The following is a 21,144-nucleotide window of genomic DNA, read 5'->3' as shown; positions in this document are numbered from 1 at the left end:
ACCCCTCTACTTTCTGCTGCGAGGCAGGCGCTGAAGCGCCTGTCGCAGGCGTTCCTCGTAGGCCTCGGCCAGGGCAGCCGGGGCCGTCACCTGCACCTCGCCGGCATGGCGCAGGAGGTCCATCAGCAGCTCCGTGGCATCCACATAGGGCACGTCCAGCTCCCAGCGGCCATCTGCCAGCCAGCGGCTCTGCTGCGCGGGGTGCCATTCCTCGCTTGACACCCATTGCGCCGCCTCAGCGCTGAAGACCAGGCGAGCCTGCTGCGGCCGGCCGCCGGCGAAAATGCCGTAGCCCTGGTCCAGCTCGGCCTCCAGCTGTCGGACCGCAACGGCACGTGCCTTGTCCTGCGTGGCCTCGGCAGCCTCCACCGCATCCAGCGCAAAGCGGCGCAGGCCCTCGCTCTGGTGGCACCAGGCGTCCAGATACCAGGTGTTGCGATAGTGCACCAGGCGCTGGGGCGACACGACCCGCTCACCCAGCGAGCCCGCCTGCCCTCCACGCCCCCTCTTGCGGTAGGACAGGCGCAGGCGTTGACGCTTCACCAGGGCGCTGCCCACGGTCTCGAAATGCTCCGAGGGCACGCGCCGCCGGGCCGTGGAGATGAGCTTGACCCGCCGCGTCAGCTCGCGCGACTCGGCCTCATCGCTGCCCAGCATGCCGCTGAGCTTGTCCAGCATGGGCTGCAGGTGGCGCGTCAGCAGGCCGTTCTCGTCCAGGCTGGACAGCAGCTGATTCATGGTCAGCAGGGCATGCAGCTCCTTCTCGCTGAACCACACGCCCGGCAGCTCGTGCTTCTGGCCGCGCCAGTCCTGGCTGAAACGGTAGCCGTTGTCCAGGGCGTCGTACTCGATGGGCGCGTCCATGCGCTCGCGCAGGTACTGCAAGTCGCGCTTGAGTGTGGCCGGCGAGACCTCCAGCGCCTCCAGCAGCGTCGCGAAGCTGACGCACTCCTGGGCGCGGATCAGCATTTCGATCTTGTAGAAGCGTTCGGTGCGGTCCATGGCCTGCAGCCCTCCCTGTCGTGGTTTTCCCCCGGTCTCCACCAGGGATCCAGGTAGCTCATGCCTTGAGCTACCTGCACCGCACACTGTGCCACAAGGTCGCTGACAGATTTGTGGCGGCCAGCACTCCCAACCCTTGCAGGAGATGACCATGGCCCAGCTCAGCGTTTCGACCCTTCCCGCCGCCCCGGCCCAGCTCGACCTGGCCATGGACGAGGCTCCCGCACTGCCTGCCGGCAAGCAGGTGGGCTTCGAGCTCGGCTGGGACCATGCACGTCACGGCCTGGCGCCGGCGGTGGAGCACCTCTTCAGCGCCTCCCCCCTGCGCCAGGGCTGGCAGGCCGGCCAGGCCACCTTCGGACATCGCACGCTGAAGGCCGGCGGCCACACCCAGCGCTGGCTGCAGCTGCGCACCCACGCCTGGTCCCGTGGCCGCAGCTTCGAGACCACCCTGCTCACGCCCAACTACCTTCAGCAGCTGGACACCGGCCACTGCCCCATCAGCCGCCAGCCCCTCAACGACATCCCTGGCGACGCCTGCCAGCGCAGCCTGGACCGCGTGCGCGACGACGCCGGCTATGCCGCTGGCAACCTGGCCATGATGAGCCGCCAGGCCAATGCAGCCAAGGGTCGTCGGGACTTCGCCGCCCTGCAGGCCGCGGCACAGAGCTTGCAGCAGGGCCCCATCCGCCAGATGGGCGGGCTGGACGCGAAGGCCTGGCAACGTCTGGCCTTGCTGAGCAGCTTCGTGACGCCCCTGCCACATGAGCAGGCCGCCGCCCTGCCCCTGCACCTGCTGCCGCCCAACCGCCTGCGCCTCTTCAATCCCATCCAGGCCCTGCAGGCCCTGGTGACCCGCCAGTTCGCCACGCCCGGCTGGAGCCAGCGCCTGGCGCGCCTGGAAGCCCTGCTGCCTCAGTCGGATCTGCAGGCGGACTTCAACCGCTTCGTGCTGGCCTTCGTGCCGCGGGTGCTCCAGCAGCAGCAACTGCAGGCGCCGCAGGACATCCGTCAGGCCCTGGAAGACGCCTGGGACCACGAGCTGGTGCAGCGCCGCTGGACCCGCTTCGCCCTGCGCCTCACGGCCGCCCAGGCCGAGCAGCTGGTACAGCGCGCCGCCGCCAAGCGCCTGTGCCCGGTGCATGTCCAGCAGCATGAGGTGCCTGCGGCGACCGAAGGCTGGGGCCTGGCCTGAATCCGGCACCAGCCCCTGCCGACGAGCGCTCGCCTGAGCATTTCTTGCGCAGCGTCATTCCCATGTCATCCGATGCTGGCACAGTGCCGGCCGTCGACTCACCGGCCCCGTGCCGGTGCCAGACGGAGCAATACTCTCGCTCTTGCCTTATCGGCCCCGCCCGGCACATGCCCGGCGGGGCTGTTTTTTTATGTGCCGACATCGTCCCTGCTGCCCTCATGCCGGGGGGCCGCAGCGGTTGACGCCCGGCGCCGTCCCGCGAATGATGCGGCGTTGGCGCCCAAGCGCCCTGAGCATCACACCAGGAGACATCAGACATGCAAAGAGTGGCCATCGTGACAGGCGGCACCCGCGGCATCGGCGCCGCCATCGCCCTGGGCCTGCAGGCCGCGGGCTACCGCGTGGCCAGCGTCTATGCAGACAACGAGGCCGCCGCCGAGGCCTTCCATGCCCGCAGCGGCATCCCCGTCTTGCGCTGGGATGTCTCCGACTACGAAGCCTGCGAGCGCGGCGTGGCCCAGGTGGAGGCGCAGCTGGGACCGGTGGACGTGCTGGTCAACAACGCCGGCATCACCCGAGACGGCATGCTGCACAAGATGACCCTGGCACAGTGGCAGGCGGTGATCAACACCAACCTGAACTCAGTCTTCAACATGAGCCGCCAGGTGATCAACGGCATGCGCGAGCGCGGCTTCGGCCGAATCATCAACATCGCGTCCGTCAACGCCCAGAAGGGCCAGCTGGGCCAGACCAACTACTCGGCCGCCAAGGCCGGTGAAATCGGCTTCAGCAAGGCCCTGGCCCTGGAGAACGCCAGCAAGGGCATCACGGTGAACGTGATCTGCCCAGGCTATATCGCAACGGACATGGTCAAGTCCATGAAGCCCGAGGTGGTCAGCAGCATGATCCTGCCTCAGATCCCGGTGGGCCGGCTGGGCACGCCGGAGGAGATCGCACGCTGCGTATGCTTCCTGGTGGCTGACGAAGCCAGCTTCATCACGGGCGCCACGCTCAGCGCCAACGGCGGCCAGTACCTGGCCTGAGGCGTCGGTCAGCGGCACTCAGGCCGGCAGGCCCTTGCTGAAGCGTTCCAGCGAGCCCGCGGAATCCTGCAGGGCCACGTGGTAGCCCCGCTCCTGGAACCACAGGGCCCAGTTCCGGGCCAGCTGCCGGTCAGGCAGCCAGGGGCCGGTGCGGTCGATATGGACACGGTTCGCGCGGCGTTCGTAGAACACCACGCGCCACATGCTGCCGCCGGAACTGAAGTTGTAGCTGCTCATAAGCGGGCGTGAATCTATCAGATCGCACGGACCCGCATCGGCGCTCAGCTTCTCGATTCGTCAACCCATTCACGCAGCGTGAGCACGCGCAGTCCCGGGTAGCGCTCGGCCTGCCGCGCGACATGGCTTCGCAAGGCCGCTGATTCGCTCAGGAGCAGACCCGCGCCCGCCTCCGAGGCCAGGCTCAGCGCCAGCAGCGGCCCCTGCGGCAGGCGGGCGGCGACGCGCCCTTGCAGGGGCCTGCAGACCTGCGCATACGGCAGTACATCGGCCAGCAGCTCCTGCTGCTGCGCGGGCATGAGCTTCAGCATCGGTGCAGCCAGGCTCAGCATCAGCAGCCGGGCGGTTTCAGCACACACCAGCAAGGGCAGGCGGCCGTCCTGCCAGGCCTGGCGCAGCAGCGCGCCCTCGGCATCGTTGTGCAGCAGGGCCTGCAACAGCAGGGCTGTGTCCAGCACGGTGCCTGAGGGCCGGGTCTTGCGCGAACGCGCAGCGGGCTGGCCCCTGCCTGCCCTTCCCCCGCCCGCCTTCATGCGACGCGACGCGCACCCGCGCTGCTACGGGTGGCCCGGCTGCGCGAGGTGGCGGCCGCGACGGGCTTGCTGCGCTTGGCAGGAGCACTTGATGGTTTTGCAGCGGTCTTGCGGACAGGCTTGGCGACCGCACCCGACGCCCGGCGGGTACTCGATGGTTTTGCACGCAGTCCGGCGGCCGGCTTCTGGCCCGTCTCGATGGTTCTGGCGCCCGTGGAGGCCTGCGTCTTCCTTGCCCCCGTTTTCTTCGCCGCCGTTTTTTTCGGGGTGAGGGTACTCAATGGTTTTACCGCCTTGGCGCCGGCTGCCTTTTTGGGGGTCTCAATGGTTTTGGCAGCCCCCATCTGTGTTTCGGCCCAGCTCAGGGCGGCCTGCAGCGTTTTTGGCGAGAGGGCCAGTTCGGCCAGCTTGGCCCTCAGGGCGTCGCCTCGCTGGATTCGCACGGGGGTCAGCACGATCTGACCGCCCCGGGTCTGCACGTCGAAGTACTGCACCGGCCCCAGGGGCTCGGTCACGCTCTTTGGCAAAGTCAGTTGATTCTTGGCGGTAATCTTCGCGAGCACTTTATGGAAATTCTGAAAGTAAGGAACTCTTACTTTACCCTGGATCACGCACTGAGCCACTGAACTGACCATTCCATCAAGGAGCCTGGCAAGGACGATGAACACGGGGATCTCTCGACAAGACCTCGTTTTCCATGCTGTGACGACTCGCGCAGGAATAGGTGCAGCAATGACAGGGCAAGTCATCACGAAACGGGACGCCGACCGCAGGACGATCGCCATGGGAGAGAACAGGCCACGGTCTCTTGCCGTCCCTCCCGCCTGGGATGGGCTGCCCATGGACAGGCGCTGGGTCGCAACAGAAGTGAATCTCGCGCCAAGGACGCTGAACCATTGAGCTAGGCAGTGGCCGAGTCGCAGACCTGATCGTGCTCGAAGGGATTGAGGCTGGAGGCCGTCAATGGCCCGGGCAGGCCGTCGCTCATGCCTCGGGGGCACCGCGCGGGCATGCGGCAGCGCCATCGGCACAGGAAGGCGCGAGGGGCCAGGGAATCAGGGGAATCCTGCGCATCACGCGGGCTGCAGGCGGCAGCATCGAGAGGTCGGCCCCTGCAGCCTGTGCCTCAAAAGAAGCGCGCTGCTTCATCGTCAGATCATCGCCACTGCCGGCGATCTGCTGCAGCACCGACTCTCACGAGCAGGCGCTGCAGGCTTGTGTCTCAGACCAGGGAGCGGTGCAGGCGCAGCTCTTCCAGGCGCACGGAGCCCACTTCGGTGGTCTTGGTGGTGTTGAGCTCGCGCTTGAAGCCGGCCAGCTCGAAGAAGCGCAGGGCACGTTCATTGCGCAGATAGGTCCACAGCGTGACCTTGGTGCAGCCTTCTTCCTGCAGGCCGTCGCGGGCGGCATCCCACAGGGCCAGGCCCACGCCCTTCTCCCAGTGCTTGGGCGCCACGTAGAGGGCCCAGATCTCGCCGGTGCTGGAGGGCGTACCCTTGTCGCGCGAGCGGTCGAAGCCGACAAAGCCCATCATCTCGTTGTCGATGTGCGCGACCATCACCTGCGGCTCGCACAGGTCAATAGCTTCGCGCCAGAAGGCCTGGCGCTTCTGCACGGACCAACTGTCCAGCACGGACACCGGCAGCAAGTCCTTGTAGGCGTCCTGCGCAGCGGCAACGTGGATCTCAGCAATGGCCTTGGCGTCACGCAGTGTGGCCGGACGGACCTGAATACTCGACATACAAAGAAACCAGCGGCAAATGAAAGACGAAGGGCGGGATTGTGGCGGGGAAATCCCGAAATACGGCCGCTTGACAAGGCGATATTTTCAGGCGCGTTTTGGCGCAAAGTCCGCAGCCACGGGGCTTTGGCGTGGATCCGAGACCCTGCAAGCCGCTCAGGCCTGCAGCGGCAGGGCCAGCTGGGCCCGCTTGCGCCAGACGTTGGCGTAATCGCTCACGCAGCGCTTCAAGGCCGCCTTGTTGGCCTTCTGCAGCCGGGCCAGCAGCTCGTGGCGCACGGGAGCCAGGCCCAGCTCCAGCTCGAACTGCTGCTCGATGTCCCGCTCCATGCGGATCAGGAGGTGCGCCGTGGTCTTGGCATCGGCCAGGGCACGGTGGGCACGGCCCATGTCGGGCAGCTCGTGCCAGCGCGCCAGCTGACCCAGCTTGCAGGAAGGCGCCTCGGGGTACAGGCGCCGGGCCAGCAGCACGGTGCAGGCAAACTCGTGGGCCGGATCCGGATCGACCTCGGCCTTGCGCATCTCGAACTGCCAGAAGCCCCGGTCAAAGCCAGCGTTGTGCGCCACCATCGGGCAGCCGCGGGTGAAGGCGGCCACCTCTCGCATCACCTGCTCGGCCGGCGGCGCGCCTTCCAGCATCTCGTTGCTGATGCCGGTCAGCTGTTCGATGAAGGGCGGCACATGCACGCCCGTGTGCATGAGGCTCTGGTATTCGCCGACGATGCAGCCCCCCCGCACCAGCACGGCAGCGATCTCCGTGGCCCGCCCGCCATTGCCAGGGCCCAGGCCGGAGGTCTCGAAGTCAATGACCGCGACGGTCTCACTCACGCCCAGAATTCCGTTCACAAGCAGCGCTGCCTTCAATCGCCCGAGCCGGATGCCAGGGGCGGGTACTTCTGCGCATTGAGGGCCAGCTTGCGCTGCACCGCGGCGGGGATATCGACCTGGCAATGATCGGCGATCTGCAGCAGGTAGAGCATCACGTCGGCAATCTCCTCGCTCAGATGCACCCGCGTCGCCTCATCCAGGGCCTGGGACTCTTCGGCCGTCTTCCACTGGAAGATCTCCACCAGCTCGGCCGCCTCCACCACCATGGCCATGGCCAGGTTCTTGGGTGTCTGGTAGGGCTCCCAGCGGCGTTCGGCAGCAAAGGCTCGCAGGCGGGCCTGGAGATCGGCAATGTTCATCATGGGCCGCGAGTGTGCACGCTGGCTCCGCCTGCGCCAAGCCCGGCGGGCGGTTCAGGGAACGTCGTGCAACAGCTGATGATTTTTTGCCGGGCTGATATCAACAAGACAAGGAAGAAATCTTTACTTGGTAGTCTTAGTAGAGGGACGCATGTGCTGTGGATAAGTCAATATTTTTTTTGAAAATCAACATCTTGCGTTCTAAACAAGCTTGTGGTCGGCGCCCGGGTTTACCGCCGGACGGTTTGACAACAACTGCACCGACCCGGCCCGCTCCTGTGCATAAGCCCCGCCTTGCTAAAAAGTTGTCCACAGCCTTGTGCCTTTACAGCGGTCCGCCTCCTGCGCTAGGCCCCTCGAATCTGCAATTCCACGTACAGATTTGTGCGATTTAGGGGCGCACCATGAACGCATCAACCCGATTCACGAGGTGCTGCGATGGCGACCGTGTCCAAACCCCCCTTCTACAAGTCCCTGTACCTGCAGGTGATCCTGGCGATCCTTGTGGGTGTCTGCCTGGGACATTTCGCGCCCGAGACCGGCGCGGCCATGAAGCCGCTGGGCGACGGCTTCATCAAGCTGATCAAGATGCTGATTGCGCCCATCATCTTCTGCACGGTGGTGGTGGGCATTGCGGGCATGGAGGACATGAAGAAGGTCGGCAAGACCGGTGGTCTGGCCCTGCTGTACTTCGAGATCGTCTCGACCCTGGCCCTGGTCATCGGCCTGGTGGTGGTGAACGTGTTCCAGCCCGGCGTGGGCATGAACGTGGACCCGGCCCACCTGGACACCAAGGGCATCGCCGCCTACACGGGCCCGGGCAAGATGCAGAACACCACCGAGTTCCTGCTGGCCATCATCCCCAGCAGCATGTTCGACGCCTTCGCCAAGGGAGAGATGCTGCAAGTGCTGCTGGTGGCCGTGCTCTTCGGCTTCGCCCTGCACCGCTTTGGCGGCCGCGGCACCCTGGTGTTCGACTTCATCGAGAAGAGCTCGCACGTGCTCTTCGTGATCGTGGGCTACATCATGAAGCTGGCCCCCGTGGGTGCCTTCGGCGCCATGGCCTTCACCATCGGCAAGTACGGCCTGGGCTCGCTGGTGCAGCTGGCCAAGCTGATGGGCAGCTTCTACCTGACCTGCCTGCTGTTCATCTTCATCGTGCTGGGCAGCATCGCCCGCGCGCACGGCTTCTCGATCCTGAAGTTCATCAAGTACATCAAGGAGGAGCTGCTGATCGTGCTGGGCACGTCCTCGTCGGAATCGGTGCTGCCGCGCATGATGGCCAAGATGGAGAACCTGGGCGCCAAGAAGTCCACCGTCGGTCTGGTCATCCCCACGGGCTACTCCTTCAACCTGGACGGCACCTCGATCTACCTGACCATGGCCGCGGTCTTCATCGCGCAGGCCACCAACACGCCCATGAGTCTCACGCAGCAGCTGACCCTGCTGGCCGTGCTGCTGCTGACCTCCAAGGGCGCGGCCGGCGTGACGGGCTCGGGCTTCATCGTGCTGGCAGCCACGCTCTCGGCGGTGGGCGGCGTGCCGGTGGCCGGCCTGGCGCTGATCCTCGGGATCGACCGCTTCATGAGCGAGGCCCGCGCGCTGACCAACCTGATCGGCAACGGCGTGGCCACTGTGGTCGTTGCCAAGTGGACGGGTGACCTGGACACGGCGCAGCTGCAGGCCCGCCTCAATGCCGAGACCGAGCAGGAAGCCGAGTCTCCCGAGGCCGTGCTGGACCAGAAGACGGCACACCTCTCCGCCTGAGCAGAAGCGGCGTGCGCCGCACCATGCAAAAAGCCCCGGGCCATCGGCCGGGGCTTTTGTCGTTCTGGGCCTGCGCCCGCGCTGAATCGGCCGCGCAGGCGGGGTCTACGCGATGCCGACCACCTTGTGCATCTGTACCGACAGCCGCCACTGCGGGTGGCTCATGCAGTAAGCCACCGCCTCGCGCGTGTGCTGCTTCTGCAGGATGGAATCGAGGGGCTGCAGGAAGAAGTGCTGGAAGTCCAGCTGCTCGAAGCGCTCGGGCATGGCCAGGGGCTGCGGGTAGACCAGCTTCAGCTCATGCCCCTTCGTGAGCACGATCTCGGCATCGGCCTTGGGGCTCACGCAGATCCAGTCCAGGCCTTCCGGAGCGGGCTGCGTGCCGTTGGTCTCGACGGCGATCTCGAAGCCGCGCGCGTGCAGGGCCTCGATCAGGGGCGTGTCCAGCTGCAGCAGCGGCTCGCCGCCGGTGCACACCACGTAGGGTCGGCCCAGGCGCTGGCCTTGCGCGTCGCGCGGCCAGAGGCTGTCGATGGCATCGGCCAGGGACTCGGCGCTGGTGAACTTGCCGCCGCCCTCGCCATCAGTGCCCACGAAATCGGTGTCACAGAAATTGCAGACGGCGCTGGCGCGGTCCTGCTCGCGGCCGCTCCAGAGGTTGCAGCCCGCGAAGCGGCAGAACACGGCCGGGCGGCCGGCTTGCGCGCCTTCGCCCTGCAGGGTGTAGAAGCGTTCCTTGACGGCGTAGGTCATCGCAGCGGCCTCAGACGGGAATGAGCTCGTCGGCCGCGGCGGCGCTCACCAGCGCGCCCGAGCCCCGGGTCTCGTAGAGGTCCACGCGATCGATCTGGGGCAAGACCTGGCACCCCTCGCGCAGGATCCAGGCGGCCAGGGAGGCAGTATCGCTGTCGGCCAGCGAGGGGATCTCGTGCAGGGGGTGGTGGTCCAGGGCCTTGAACAGCGGATTGAACAGTGTCTTCACGTCGCCGAAGTCCACCGTCCAGCCCATCACCGCGTCCAGCGGCGCCGAGAGGTGCAGGCGCAGCGTGAAGGTGTGGCCATGGATGCCGCGCTGCGGATGGCCGTCCGGCGCGCGCTTGAGCTGCACGGCGCTGTCCAGGGTCATCTCCTTCCAGATGCGGTAGTTCGCGCCATCGAAGTTGGCGCCGCTGGAGCCCGTCTCGTAGACCGTCACCCAGGACAGCTCGGGCAGCTGCGGCCGGATGCGTGCCCACAGCCAGGCGGAGATCACCTCGCTGGTCGGGTTGTGCAGACCCTCGATCTCGTTGAGACAGTGGTAGTTGAGCTGGGCATGGAAGGGGGCCCAGATCTCGTCGAGGTGGTCGTAGTCGATGCTGAGGTCGCGCTCGCCCAGGTCCTGGTTGGCATGCAGGATGACCTCGAAGCCATGGCCGTGCATGCGACCGCACTTGTGGCCCAGGGGCACATTGGGCAGCTGGTGAGCGGCCTGGAAGCGGTAGCGTCGCCAGACATGGGCCTTGCCGGAGACATCCAGGTCCACGCCCGAATGCGTGGTGCTCTGAATGCCCACCTGCTGGATGCCCGGCACGCCGAACTCGGTTTCCAGACGCCGGCGGATCCAGCGGGCGATGTTCTCGTCCGTGGGGTTGTCGATCTGCTCGTTCAGGAGGCCGTGATCCAGGGGCGCCACGCAGGCGGCCAGGCGCTCGCGCAGCGCTTCCACCTCGCCGCCCGGGAAGGGCGCCCAGCCGGAGGGCAGATCGGCCCGCACGGTGGCGAAGTAGCTGTGGCCATGCAGGCCATGGGCGCGGTGCGAGGCCGGCAGGGCCGGGATGCGGCAGGCGGATTCAAAGCCCGCCGAGGCGCAGAAGAGCGAGGTGGTGTTCATCAGGAAGATGCCAGCGAGGTGGCAGGAAGCGGGCTAAAAGCGGGCCGGAAACGGTCTTGAGGCCCGCCGGAAGGCCAATCCCCGATTTTTTCACGTCCCGTCTTTCAACAACAGTAGTTAAAGATCTTTATCTGGTAGGAGTAGTAGAGGGCGGCAGTTTCTGTGGACAAGTTCTCAAAGCCCTTTTGCGACAAGCACTTGCATCGCCCCAAAGCCTGTGCGCGCCACCCTGGATTGCGTCCGCGCCGTTCGACAACAACTTCCGCATTCCGCCCCGGCCTGTGGATAAGCAGGGGCTTGTTCAAGAATTGTCCACAGCCTTGTGCCTTGACCCGCCTGCCCCGCCCGGGCATCGTGCCGCCCGGGGCAGCGCAGGGGAGGCGTGCAAAGCGAGGGGGTCAACGACATGGCCCTGGCCCCGTTCTCTTTCCCGAGCCTGGCCGCCTACGAGGCATACCGCCTGAAGTCCGCGGATGATTCTGGCTGCCAGGCGGCCTTTCGCTATGCCGAGGAGACGCGCTGCCTCCGAAGCTACGAGAGGACCTTCTTCAGGGCGGTGCTGGCCTGAAGAGGCAGCGCACCTCGCAGGCCGTGGCCTTTGGCGAGGCCTTCGCCGAGGACTACCGGGCGATCGATGTGCTACGCGAGCACTTCAGTGACCCCGAACGGGTGGAGCGGGTCGCCGTCGTGCGCTCAGCCGAGGCCGGTACCTTGCTGGCCCCGCGAGCACCCTGCTCATCGCCGCAGCCATGGGGCTGTGCGGCCTCTATGCCGCATCGGCGCTGGGCTGGCTGCGCCGTCTGCCCCTGCTGCGCACCGGCCTGGCTGCGATGGCGGCGGTGTGCCTGCTGCGCGCGCTGCTCCTGATTCCACTGGCCTGGTGGCATCCGGCCCTGCTGTCCACCTTCGAGGTGACGGCGGCATTGGTGTGGGGCCTGGCCGGGCTGGGCCTGGCCCAGGCTTTCCGGATCTCATGCTCATGCAAGACCTGACCCCAAGCCAAGGACCCGCCATGGCCGCGACGCCAGCCGGCGGCGGCTGTCACTGTGGTGCGGTCGTGCTGCAGATCCGGGGCACCCTGCGCCCCCCGATCAACTGCCATTGCGGCCTGTGCCGGCGGCTGAGCGGCGCCGCCTTCACCACCTGGCTCAGCGTGCCCGTGGAGGTCTTGCTGGTGCAGGGCGAGGCCGAGCTCGTCAGCTACCGGCCGACGCCGAATCTGCAGCGGCTCTTCTGCCGCCACTGCGGCACTCATGTGCTGACACGCGACGCACGCTGCCAACATATCGCCGGCCTGCCAGCCGGTGTGATGGCCGATGCAGACGTGCCGGCACCCAGCGGCGAGTACTTCACCAGCCACAAGGCGCCCTGGTACAGCCTGCCGGCCTCGGCGCCCTGTTTCGGGGGCAACACGGGTGTCGAGCCCCTCCCGCGCCCATTCGATGCCGGTGGCACCCGATCCCGGGACGATGATCATTGCCATGTACTGATGCCCTGACTGTCGGCACGACGCCTTCACCTGGTCCGACAAGTGGCAGGCCCGCAGGTCGCTGGCCTGCCCCGCCTGTGGGGCCTGCAGTTGGACGTCTGAGCCGCCCGCGGACGGCTGGCTTGTGCTGGCGATCCTGCTGGCCCTGTGCGCAGGCATGGCGGCCCTGGCCTTGCAGTCGGTGTTGCCCTGGATCGCGGGCCTGGGACGTGCATCGGCGACCCCTGCAGGCGAGGCCACCGCTGTCTGTCCCCCCTCCCAAACGCGCCGGCGCCTGGGGGGCATTGGATCTGCTGATCCTGCACATCTGGTGGCGTTGAGGCGCGATGCCTTCCGCGCTCTCCCACCCCGCGGTGCCCCTGGTGCTTGCCCTGGCCCTGGGGCCGGCCCGCGTGCCGCCCCGGCTACTGGTGGCGCATCGTTGCGGCCATCATTCCGGATGCCGATGCCCTGGGCCTTCGCCTGGGCATCGCCTACGAATCCGGCCTGGGCCATCGAGGGGCCAGTCATTCCCTGCTGATCGCTGCCTTGATGGGCCTGCTCGCGGCAGGAGTGGCACCTGGGCTGCGCTGCGGTCGCTGGGCCGCCGCGCTCTTCGTCGCCGCCTGCGCGGCCTTGCATGGCCTGCTGGACATGGCCACGAACGGCGGTCATGGCGTCGCGCTCTGGTGGCCCTTCAGCGAGGAGCGCCTGTGGTGGCCCGAGCGCCCCATCGAGGCCTCGCCTCAGAGCCTGCGCCGCTTCTTCACGTCGCAGGGCGGGGCGGTGATACTCAGCGAACTGCGCTGGTTCTGGGCGCCGGCCGCCCTGCTGGGCCTGTCCGGCTGGTGCTGGCGCCGGCGTGTTTCGAGGACCTCACGATGACATCGTTCCATCATCAGCGCCTGATTCCAGCCACGCCCGCGCAGGTCTTCGCTGCAGTTGCCGACCCTGCACGCCTGGCGCGCTGGTGGGGCCCGGCGGGCTTTCGCAACAGCTTCCAGCATTTCGACTTCCGCGTCGGCGGGCGCTGGCAGTTCACCATGCGCGGGCCGGACGGGCGGGACTATCCCAATGTGTCGGAGTTCCTGCACATCGCGCCTGACCTGGTGAAGCTGCGTCATGTCTGCGCGCCCTTCTTCGAGCTGAGCATGGGTCTGCAGCCGCAGGGCCAGGGCACACTGGTGGACTGGCTGCAGGTCATCGACGACCCCCAGGCGGCGGCGGCGGTGCGCGCCATCGTCGAACCGGCCAATGAACAGAACCTGGACCGCCTGGCCGCCGAGCTGGCGTCCGGTGCCGATCCTGCCTAGGATCCGGCCGATTCCTGCGTGAGCCCAGCGGCCACGCTACCCCTGACCCTGCAAAGGAGCATTGCGATGAAACGAGTGACCGGCCTCGGTGGCCTCTTCTTCAAGGCACAGGACCCCAAGGCCCTGGCGGCCTGGTATGAACGCCACCTGGGCATGAAGGTGGAGCCTTGGGGCGGCGTGGTGTTCCGCTGGTCCGACGATCCCGCCGGCGCCGAGGGCACCACCAACTGGAGCCCCTTCGCTGCCGATAGCGGCTATTTCGCCCCCAGCACCGCACCCTTCATGATGAACCTGCGCGTGGCCGACCTGCACGCCCTGCTGGCTGCCCTGCGCGCCGAGGGCTGCCAGGTGGAGGACAAGGTCGATGAGTCCGAGTACGGCAAGTTCGGCTGGGTGATGGACCCGGAGGGCAATAAGGTGGAGCTGTGGGAGCCGCCGGCGGGGTGCTAGGGCTCTCATCATTGATGAGTAAACCAGGGCAGGATGTCTGCTGCCCGTTTGTAACGCAAGAAGGGGCCCTGAATGCCTGATGTCTCCAGAATTCTCCTGCTGCTGCTCTTCAGCGTCATCTGCACCAGCAGCCAGGCCTTTCCACAACAACCGACAGACAGTCGTGCCGGCTGGCCCTGCGTGGCGGGGCCGGAGGGCAAGGTGCGCCGGGCCCGGGTCGAACAGGGTCTGCTGCCGTCCGTGGTGTTCGCCGGCGAGGGCAGGCCCGCGGAGGTGACGCAGCGCATGGCGGGGCATCGGGTGCCGGCTCTGTCCGTCGCGGTGATCCATCAGGGCCGCATGGACTGGAGTGCAGCTTGGGGCGAGCGCTGGCGCGGCGGGCCTGCCGTGGCCTGCAACACGTTGTTCCAGGCGGGATCGCTGGCCAAGCCGGTGACGGTGCTGGCCGCGCTGCGCATGAAGGAGCGCGGTCTGATCGACCTCGATGCCGACGTCAATGCCCTGCTGAAGTCCTACCACTTGCCGCCCGGCGCGCAGACCGAAGCCAATCCCGTCACGCTGCGCCACCTCCTGAGGCATACCGCTGGCATCACGCCCGGCGGCTATGACGGCTATGCGCAGGGTCAGGTCTTGCCCAGCGATCTGCAGACCGTGAACGGCACGCTGCCCAGCAATGCACGCAAGGTGGAGGTGCAGCTCGCACCAGGGACGGCCCTGCGCTACTCCGGTGGCGGTTATACCGTGGCGGAGATCGCGCTGCAGGACCGCCTGGGGCAGCCCTTCGAGCGCCTCATGCGCGAATGGCTGCTCGCACCGGCCGGTATGAGACAGGCGGACTTCACGCAGCCGCTGCCCAAGGCCGGCAAGGCCCGGGCGGCGCATGGGCATCGGTCCGACGGGAGCGAGGTGCCCGGCGCCTGGCACAACCATCCCGAACAGGCCGCTGCGGGCCTGTGGGCTACCCCCAGCGACATGGCGACCTTCCTGATCGAGATCGGCAAGGGCTATCGCGGCGAGAGCCGGGTCTTCAGTGCGGCTCTGGTCCGTGAGCTGATGTCCGAGCCCTCTGAGGGCCATGTCTATGGCTTTCGCTTGTCGAGCGAGGGGAACCAGCGCTTTATCACCCACTACGGCGGCACCTTGGGCTACCGCGTGGGCATGACCCTCAACCTGGATACCGGCGATGGCGCGGTATTCATGAGCAACGGCGATGGTGGCATGGACCTGGGTCTGGAGTTCCTGGGCGCCGTTTCGCGCACCTATGGCTGGCCAGTGTTCCGCGAGCTGCAGGTCGTCAGGGCCGTGCAGCCGGAGGCCACGCTGCGAGCTCTGGCGGGCCGCTATGTGTTTGCCGAGCAGGGATGGAGGATTTCTGTGGTCTACGAGAAGGACGCCTTGACCCTGGTGTTTCCCAATGGCGATCGCTATGCCATGGCGCCCGTCGAGGGCGGGCCCCGCGACTTCATCCATCCTGCGACCCGCGTGCGCGCCAGCTTCGAGGGCGAGCTCTCGGACCCGCAGCTGCAGCTCTATGGGCAGACCGGCCGCCGCGAGGCGCATTGAGCACGCCTTCGGCCCCTTCCCCTGCGAGACGCTGGAGCGAAGCCCATATGAACAGGACCCGTACCCCTCACCCAGACCCGCGTCCTGCTGGCCGCCCCCGAGCTGACCAGGTCCATGGACTTCTACCGCGAGGTAATGGGCCCTGCTGAGTCGGGACAGCTTCCAGCTGATTGATGGTACCCCTGGGCCGCCTACTGCTGGCGGCGCAGGCCTGGACGCTGGTGCTCAGCTGGGCGGCCCTGGGACTGTCGGTGCCGGCGCTGCTGTGGTTGGGAAGGCGGCTAGAGCGCCGGTCCTCCTGAAGCTGCGGACGCCCAAGGGGGAGCCGAGGGTCAGGTCTTGCCTGGCGACCCGGCCGGCGGACAGGTGTCGCTCAGACGTAAAGCGCCGCCTCCAGCCCCGGCTCGCACTGCGGCCACAGGGCCAGGCCGCCGGCCAGGGTGTAGGCGGCCTCGTGGCCCAGGCGCCGCAGGGCGCGGGCGGCCTGCTCGCTGCGGTTGCCGCTGCGGCAGAAGAAGACCACCGGCGTCTCGGCCGGCAGTGCCAGCCATTGCGGCAGGTGGTCCACGAGGATGGACAGCGGCACCGCCTGCAGCTGCACCTCGCCCAGCTCAGGCAGCAGGCTCAGGCGCTGCTCGTAGGGCTCGCGCACGTCCACCAGCAGGGCCTCGGGATGCTGGCGAAGCAGCTGGCGCAGGCCTCGGGCGTCCAGATCCGGCGCGGCCTCCGGGCCGCTGCAGACGCGGGCGCCGCAGGCCATGGTCTGGTATTCGGTCAGGCCAAGGCCGCGTTCGAACTCGGCCTTGGCGCAGGCCAGGCCCAGGGCGTCCATGCTGCCGTTGAGCGCGCCGGCCAGCAGGGGCTGGTGGGCGGCCTCGATGCCCAGCGTCGTGGCGAAACGATTCTCGTAGTCATGGCCCGGGGCCAGCAGGGTGCCGGGCTGCAGGGTGTCGGCCAGGCGGCGCAGGGAGTCGCGCAGGGCCAGGGGTTCGCTGACCGGGAAATCGGTGCGGCCCAGAGCTCCGGGCATGACGGTGTCGCCCACGAAGGCCACGCGCACCTGGCTGCCTTGGCCGAGCAGGTAGGCCGTGGAGTCCGCCGTGTGGCCGGGCAGGGACAGGCGGCGCAGGGTCTGGCTTCCCAGATGCAGGGTGTCGATGCCCAGCGGCCAGCCCAGGGCATCGATCTCGGCATGCAGCAGGCGGTCCGGCAGGGCCTCGCGCAGGGCCTGGCCGGAGGAGGCATGGTCGCCGTGGCTGTGGGTGTCCAGCACGGCCAGCAGGCGGTAGTCCTGGCAGCGCAGCAGGCGCTCCAGGCGCTCGTTCAGCTCGGGCAGGGGGTCGATGACGATGGCCGTGCGGCTCGCCGGATCGGCCAGCAGCCAGCAGCAGGCGCCATCCACCACATATCGGGTGATGGGGGTCAGCGGCGTGCCTTCGTGGGCCACGGTGCCGGTGAGGCAGCTCTCGCGCAGGGACTCGCCGCAGGCCTGGATGCGGGCGCAGGCCTCGACGATCAGCTGCTCATCCACCGCAGGGCCGAAGGACAGGCGAACCGCGGCTGCCGTCTGCCACTCAGGCAGGCCCATGGCCTGCAGCACGAAGCTGGGCTGGGCCTTGGCCGCGCTGCAGGCCGAGCCCCCGCTGACACGCACATCGGCCGCGTCGAAGAGGTCCAGCAGCAGCTTGGAGCTGAGGCCGGGCACGGCGAAATTCAGGGTGGTCGGCAGGCTCAGGTCCAGCGGGGCATTGAAGACCAGGCCGGGGAAGGCCTGCAGCAGGGTCTCGGCCAGGCGGTCGCGGTAGCGGGTGAGCGTGGCGCTGTCGCGGAAGGTCTGACCGTCTTCCAGGGCCGCGAGCACCGCGCCCAGGGCGGCGATGCCGCTCATGTTCTCGGTGCCAGAACGCAGCGCGCCTTCCTGGCCGCCGCCGGCCAGCAGGGGCGTTACCGGCGCGCCCTCACGCACATAGAGCAGGCCAATGCCCTTGGGCGCATAGAGCTTGTGGCCGCTGAAGGGGGCGTAGTCGATGCGGCGGCTGGCCAGGCGCATCTCCAGCTTGCCCAGACCCTGCACGCCGTCCACCATCCAGAAGGTCCGGCTGGTACCCAAGGCCTGCTCGATGCCGTCGAGGTCGCTGACCACGCCGGTCTCGTTGTTGGCGGCCATGGTGCAGACCAGGCCGGCGCGCGGCGCCTGCAGGCTGAGCCAGGCAAGGTCGTGGCGGCCGTTGCGGTCCACGGGGATGGCGCGCACCTCCAGGCCCAGGCCCAGCAGCTCGTTCCAGTGCTTGAGCGCCTCGGGCACAGCCTTGTGCTCGGTGGCGCCGTACAGCAGCAGGCTGCCGATGGTCTCGCCCGCCTCACGCCGGGTGCGCAAGGCACGCAGGGCCGACAGCACCGCCGTCTGGATGCCCTCGGTGGCGCCGCTGGTGAAGAGCAGTTGGCCGGCCCCGGCCCCCAGCAGGCGCTGGGCGCGGGCCCGCACGGCGTCCATCAGCGCACGCGCCTTGAGCCCGGTGCTGTGGATGCTGCTGGGATTGCCGAAATCCTCGCTCATGGCGGCCAGGGCGGCGGCACGGGCCTGAGGCAGGACGGGCGTGGTGGCGTTGGCGTCGAGATAGATTTCCATGGGCACGTGAGCAAGGCGGGGCCGGAGGCGATGGGCACCGATTCTCCGCGAAGCGCGGCCGGCTTGACATGGGTCAGTTGGCGGCAGGGTCACGCTACCGTCCTGGAGAGGGCTCTCCAGCGGGCCGCAGCCGGGTGGCGGGGCTCCTACAATCCGGCCCGCTCCCCGGCGCCGCGCCTGCTCTGCTCTTGCACTGTGGCGCACGAGGAGGTCCATACTCCCCCTGCCTTATTCACCGGAATCCGCCGTGTCCGACCGCCTAGCCATCTTGTTCCAGTACCTGCTGCCCAAGCAGGCCCTGACCTCCCTGGCCGGCCGTGCGGCCAACGCACGCTGGGGCGGGCTGACCACCGCGGTGATCCGCCGTTTCATCCAGCGCTATGGCGTGAACATGGCCGAGGCGGCCAATCCGGACCCGGCGGCCTATCCGACCTTCAACGAGTTCTTCACCCGCGCCCTGCGCCCGGGCGTCCGCCCGCTGGCCCTGGCCCAGCTTCTGTGCCCGGTGGACGGCGCGATCAGCCAGTTCGGCCGCATCGAGCGCGACCAGATCTTCCAGGCCAAGGGGCATCACTTCAGCACCACGGCCCTGGTGGGCGGCGACGCCGCCATGGCCGCGCGCTACGAGGACGGTCACTTTGCCAACATCTACCTGAGTCCCAAGGACTACCACCGCATCCACATGCCCTGCGCCGGCCGCCTGCTGCGCATGATCCATGTGCCGGGCGACCTGTTCTCGGTGAACCCCGTGACGGCGCGCGGCGTGCCGGGCCTGTTCGCCCGCAACGAGCGCGTGGTGTGCGAATTCGAGCGCCCCGACGGCGAACGCTTCGTGATGGTGCTGGTGGGTGCGACCATCGTCGGCTCCATGGCCACGGTCTGGCATGGTGTGGTCAATCCGCCGCGGCCCGGCCAGGTGCGCGAGTGGCGCTATGAAAACCAGCGCATCGAGCTGGCCCAGGGCGCCGAGATGGGCCGCTTCCTGCTGGGCTCCACGGTGGTGATGCTCTTCCCCAAGGGGCCGCTGAAGTTCAACCCCGCCTGGCTGCCGGCCGGCCCGGTGCGCCTGGGCGAGGTGATGGCCGACTGAGGTTCAGCGCTGCGGGGACTCGATGCCCACATAGCCCTGCGGCGTGTAGCGGGCGCCCTGCACGGCCTCGGGCGCGAACAGGGCGTCGAGCCGGGCCAGCTGAGCGGCGTCCAGTGTGCGGCGCGCGCCGTCCCAGTTGGCCTGCAGATGGGTCTCGCGGCGCATGCCGGGGATCACATGGGCATGGGGCTGGCGGCTCAGGATCCAGGCCAGGGCCACCTGCGCCGGCTTCATCTGCCAGCCCTCGGCCAGGGTTGAAAACTCGGCCACCAGCGCACGGTTGTGAGTGCCTGCTTCGCCGCTGAAGCGCGGCAGCTGGCGGCGGAAGTCCTTCGCGTCCAGCTGCTCGGTGGGCGGCAGCTCGGCGCTCAGCAAGGCCCGGCCCAGGGGGCTGTAGGCCACGAATGCCACGCCCAGGGCCTGGCACAGGGGCAGCATTTCCGCTTCTGCGCCACGCTCCCATAGCGAGTATTCGTTCTGCAGTGCCGCCACCGGGTGCACGGCGTGGGCACGGCGCAGGGTGTCCGCCGAGACCTCGGACAGCCCGATCGCGGCGATCTTCCCGGCCGTCTTGAGGGCCACCAGGGACTCCATCAGCGCCTCGATGGGCACGGCCGGCTCGCGGCGGTGCACGTAGAACAGGGGCAGGCAGTCCATGCCGAGGCGGCGCAGGCTGGCCTCGCAGGCGCTCTTCACGTAGTCCGGCGAGTTGTCGATGTGGCGCTCGTAGGTGCCCGGTGTGCGGCGGATGCCGAACTTGGTGGCCACGCAGACGCCGGCCCGTTCGCCGGGCGCCAGGCCGGCCAGGAAGCGGCCCAGCAGGGTCTCGTTGTGGCCTGAACCGTAGGTGTCGGCCGTGTCGAAGTGCCGCACGCCGCGATCGTAGGCCGCGCGCAGGGTGCGCAGCGACTGTTCGTCGTCGCTGGGGCCGTAGAACTCGCTCATGCCCATGCAACCCAGGCCCATGGCGGGCAGCTGAAATCCGGCGAGGGGGCGAAGCCATGTCATGGGGTGGTCCTTTGCAGATGTGGAGGTGAATAGAAGGGATGCCGGCATCTTCCCCGCTGGGCATTGTTCAGACAATCCACGCAGTGCTTCACGGGATGTGCATCTGTGATGAACAATCCGCCCATGAACACACACGCCCCGGACCTGGGTCAGATCCGTCTGCTGCTGGCCGTGGCCGATGCCCCGGGCTTTCGCCGGGCGGCCCTGCAGCTGGGCCTCAGCCCCTCGGCCCTGAGCCAGGCCATCAAGCGCCTGGAGGCCCGGCTGGGCCAGCCCCTGCTCCTGCGCAGCACCCGCAGCGTGCGGCTCACCGAGGCTGGCGAGCGCCTGTGCACCGCCGCCCGCGAGGCCCTGGGCCAGTTGGACCGTGCCTGGCAAGACCTGACCCCCACCGCCTTGGGCCCGGCAGGGCTGCAGGGCCGCCTGCGCCTTTCGGTGCCGCGCAGCGTGGCCCGGCTGATGATGGCGCCGCTGCTGGCTGCCTACTGCCGCCGCCATCCCGGCGTGCAGCTCGAACTCTGCACGGATGACGCCCTGCTGGACATCGTGGCGGCCGGCTTCGACGCCGGCGTTCGCTTCAGCGAGCGCCTGCCGCGCGGCATGGTGGCCCTGCCCCTCAGCGCACCGCAGCGCTTCGTGGTGGTGGGCCGCCCGGACCTCATCGCCATGGCCGCTCCGCCCAGGCAGCCGCAGGACCTGGCCCGCTGGCCCGGCATCCGACAGCGCTTTGCCAGCGGGGCCCTCTTTGAATGGGAGTTCCAGCAGGGTGGAGAGACACAGCGCTTCATGCCCGCCGGGCCCCTCACCGTTGACGACCAGGCCGTGGCGCTGGCGGCGGCGCTGGAGGGTGCGGGCCTGGCCTATGTCTACGAGCGGCTCGCCAGCGAGGCCCTGGCGCAGGGCCGCCTGCAATGTCTGCTGCCCGAGTACTGCCCGCCAGGGACGGCCGTGGAGCTTTACTACCCGGGGCGGCGCCAGGCCAGCCCGGCCTTGCGCGCCCTGATCGAGCTGGTGCGCGAGACGGCTCCGCGGTCCTGAGGAGGGCTGC

22 protein-coding genes and 1 pseudogene are annotated in these 21,144 nt (G+C 68.2%); 12 read left to right on the top strand and 11 right to left on the bottom strand.

Features of this window, described 5'->3' with window-relative positions; translation table 11 throughout:
• Positions 1–6: 6 nt before the first annotated feature.
• Positions 7–1,002 (bottom strand): YafY family protein, encoded by a 996-nt coding sequence (locus H5407_RS00690; RefSeq protein WP_183102486.1) that lies wholly within the window; start codon positions 1,000–1,002, stop codon positions 7–9.
• A gap of 151 nt (positions 1,003–1,153) precedes the next feature.
• On the opposite strand from H5407_RS00690, the gene H5407_RS00685 reads away from it, so the two are divergent.
• Positions 1,154–2,197, top strand: a complete 1,044-nt coding sequence (locus H5407_RS00685; protein WP_183102485.1) for a hypothetical protein — start codon at positions 1,154–1,156, stop codon at positions 2,195–2,197.
• Positions 2,198–2,514: 317 nt separating this feature from the next.
• Positions 2,515–3,240 (top strand): acetoacetyl-CoA reductase, encoded by a 726-nt coding sequence (gene phbB / locus H5407_RS00680; RefSeq protein ID WP_183102484.1) that lies wholly within the window; start codon positions 2,515–2,517, stop codon positions 3,238–3,240.
• Positions 3,241–3,258: 18 nt separating this feature from the next.
• Here the strand turns inward: phbB and H5407_RS00675 are convergent, their stop codons facing one another.
• The 6 genes from H5407_RS00675 to H5407_RS00650 form a co-directional block, all read right to left on the bottom strand.
• A complete protein-coding gene (locus H5407_RS00675) occupies positions 3,259–3,477 on the bottom strand; it encodes a hypothetical protein (RefSeq protein ID WP_183102483.1) in 219 nt (72 codons plus the stop codon).
• 44 nt (positions 3,478–3,521) lie between these two features.
• On the bottom strand, positions 3,522–3,935 hold the full coding sequence (locus tag H5407_RS00670; protein WP_183102482.1) for a hypothetical protein: 414 nt from the start codon (positions 3,933–3,935) through the stop codon (positions 3,522–3,524).
• Between the two features lie 71 nt (positions 3,936–4,006).
• Positions 4,007–4,678: an AbrB/MazE/SpoVT family DNA-binding domain-containing protein gene (locus tag H5407_RS23975; RefSeq protein ID WP_220800383.1), complete on the bottom strand. Its 672-nt coding sequence runs from the start codon at positions 4,676–4,678 to the stop codon at positions 4,007–4,009.
• A 554-nt stretch (positions 4,679–5,232) separates the two neighbouring features.
• Positions 5,233–5,751 (bottom strand): GNAT family N-acetyltransferase, encoded by a 519-nt coding sequence (locus tag H5407_RS00660; protein ID WP_183102481.1) that lies wholly within the window; start codon positions 5,749–5,751, stop codon positions 5,233–5,235.
• A gap of 156 nt (positions 5,752–5,907) precedes the next feature.
• The gene (locus tag H5407_RS00655; RefSeq protein ID WP_183102480.1) at positions 5,908–6,579 is read right to left on the bottom strand and encodes a PolC-type DNA polymerase III; all 672 of its coding nucleotides are present in this window, start codon (positions 6,577–6,579) and stop codon (positions 5,908–5,910) included.
• A gap of 32 nt (positions 6,580–6,611) precedes the next feature.
• Positions 6,612–6,941 carry a nucleotide pyrophosphohydrolase gene (locus tag H5407_RS00650; protein WP_404935567.1) on the bottom strand — a complete coding sequence of 110 codons (330 nt, stop codon included), beginning with the start codon at positions 6,939–6,941 and terminating at the stop codon, positions 6,612–6,614.
• A 435-nt stretch (positions 6,942–7,376) separates the two neighbouring features.
• Between H5407_RS00650 and H5407_RS00645 the strand changes: the two genes are divergently transcribed.
• Entirely contained in the window at positions 7,377–8,705 is a 1,329-nt protein-coding gene (locus H5407_RS00645; protein ID WP_183102479.1) for a dicarboxylate/amino acid:cation symporter, read from the top strand.
• Between the two features lie 105 nt (positions 8,706–8,810).
• Here the strand turns inward: H5407_RS00645 and queE are convergent, their stop codons facing one another.
• Together queE and H5407_RS00635 are read right to left on the bottom strand one after the other, a co-directional pair.
• Positions 8,811–9,458 (bottom strand): 7-carboxy-7-deazaguanine synthase, encoded by a 648-nt coding sequence (gene queE, locus H5407_RS00640; RefSeq protein WP_183102478.1) that lies wholly within the window; start codon positions 9,456–9,458, stop codon positions 8,811–8,813.
• 10 nt (positions 9,459–9,468) lie between these two features.
• On the bottom strand, positions 9,469–10,575 hold the full coding sequence (locus H5407_RS00635; RefSeq protein ID WP_183102477.1) for a 6-carboxytetrahydropterin synthase: 1,107 nt from the start codon (positions 10,573–10,575) through the stop codon (positions 9,469–9,471).
• Positions 10,576–10,963: 388 nt separating this feature from the next.
• Here H5407_RS00635 and H5407_RS00630 point away from each other — a divergent pair.
• The 7 genes and pseudogenes from H5407_RS00630 to H5407_RS00600 all read left to right on the top strand — a co-directional run.
• Positions 10,964–11,143, top strand: a pseudogene (locus H5407_RS00630) (NIPSNAP family protein); the annotation flags it as partial.
• A 181-nt stretch (positions 11,144–11,324) separates the two neighbouring features.
• The gene (locus H5407_RS00625; RefSeq protein WP_183102476.1) at positions 11,325–11,567 is read left to right on the top strand and encodes a hypothetical protein; all 243 of its coding nucleotides are present in this window, start codon (positions 11,325–11,327) and stop codon (positions 11,565–11,567) included.
• Between the two features lie 20 nt (positions 11,568–11,587).
• Positions 11,588–12,073 (top strand): GFA family protein, encoded by a 486-nt coding sequence (locus tag H5407_RS00620; protein ID WP_183102475.1) that lies wholly within the window; start codon positions 11,588–11,590, stop codon positions 12,071–12,073.
• A 357-nt stretch (positions 12,074–12,430) separates the two neighbouring features.
• Positions 12,431–12,928, top strand: coding sequence for a metal-dependent hydrolase (locus H5407_RS00615; RefSeq protein WP_220800379.1), 498 nt, complete (start codon positions 12,431–12,433; stop codon positions 12,926–12,928).
• Complete coding sequence (locus H5407_RS00610; protein ID WP_183102474.1) at positions 12,925–13,356, top strand: SRPBCC domain-containing protein; 432 nt, start codon at positions 12,925–12,927, stop codon at positions 13,354–13,356. Before H5407_RS00615 ends, H5407_RS00610 begins: the two co-directional genes overlap by 4 nt.
• Positions 13,357–13,422: 66 nt before the next feature.
• Complete coding sequence (locus H5407_RS00605; RefSeq protein ID WP_183102473.1) at positions 13,423–13,806, top strand: VOC family protein; 384 nt, start codon at positions 13,423–13,425, stop codon at positions 13,804–13,806.
• A 72-nt stretch (positions 13,807–13,878) separates the two neighbouring features.
• Positions 13,879–15,369 carry a serine hydrolase gene (locus tag H5407_RS00600; protein ID WP_183102472.1) on the top strand — a complete coding sequence of 497 codons (1,491 nt, stop codon included), beginning with the start codon at positions 13,879–13,881 and terminating at the stop codon, positions 15,367–15,369.
• Between the two features lie 373 nt (positions 15,370–15,742).
• Here the strand turns inward: H5407_RS00600 and H5407_RS00595 are convergent, their stop codons facing one another.
• The gene (locus tag H5407_RS00595) at positions 15,743–17,998 is read right to left on the bottom strand and encodes an aminotransferase class V-fold PLP-dependent enzyme (protein ID WP_183102471.1); all 2,256 of its coding nucleotides are present in this window, start codon (positions 17,996–17,998) and stop codon (positions 15,743–15,745) included.
• Between the two features lie 247 nt (positions 17,999–18,245).
• Between H5407_RS00595 and asd the strand changes: the two genes are divergently transcribed.
• Positions 18,246–19,088, top strand: a complete 843-nt coding sequence (gene asd / locus H5407_RS00590) for an archaetidylserine decarboxylase (RefSeq protein WP_183102470.1) — start codon at positions 18,246–18,248, stop codon at positions 19,086–19,088.
• Between the two features lie 3 nt (positions 19,089–19,091).
• Here the strand turns inward: asd and H5407_RS00585 are convergent, their stop codons facing one another.
• Positions 19,092–20,096: an aldo/keto reductase gene (locus H5407_RS00585; protein WP_183102469.1), complete on the bottom strand. Its 1,005-nt coding sequence runs from the start codon at positions 20,094–20,096 to the stop codon at positions 19,092–19,094.
• A 123-nt stretch (positions 20,097–20,219) separates the two neighbouring features.
• On the opposite strand from H5407_RS00585, the gene H5407_RS00580 reads away from it, so the two are divergent.
• Positions 20,220–21,134, top strand: a complete 915-nt coding sequence (locus tag H5407_RS00580) for a LysR substrate-binding domain-containing protein (RefSeq protein WP_183102468.1) — start codon at positions 20,220–20,222, stop codon at positions 21,132–21,134.
• Positions 21,135–21,144: the final 10 nt, after the last annotated feature.

This window comes from Mitsuaria sp. WAJ17 (assembly GCF_014174515.1).
Classification (GTDB): Bacteria; Pseudomonadota; Gammaproteobacteria; order Burkholderiales; family Burkholderiaceae_C; genus Roseateles_B.
The sequence above is the reverse complement of the archived record's forward strand: the minus strand, read 5'-3'. Positions and strand labels throughout refer to the sequence as shown.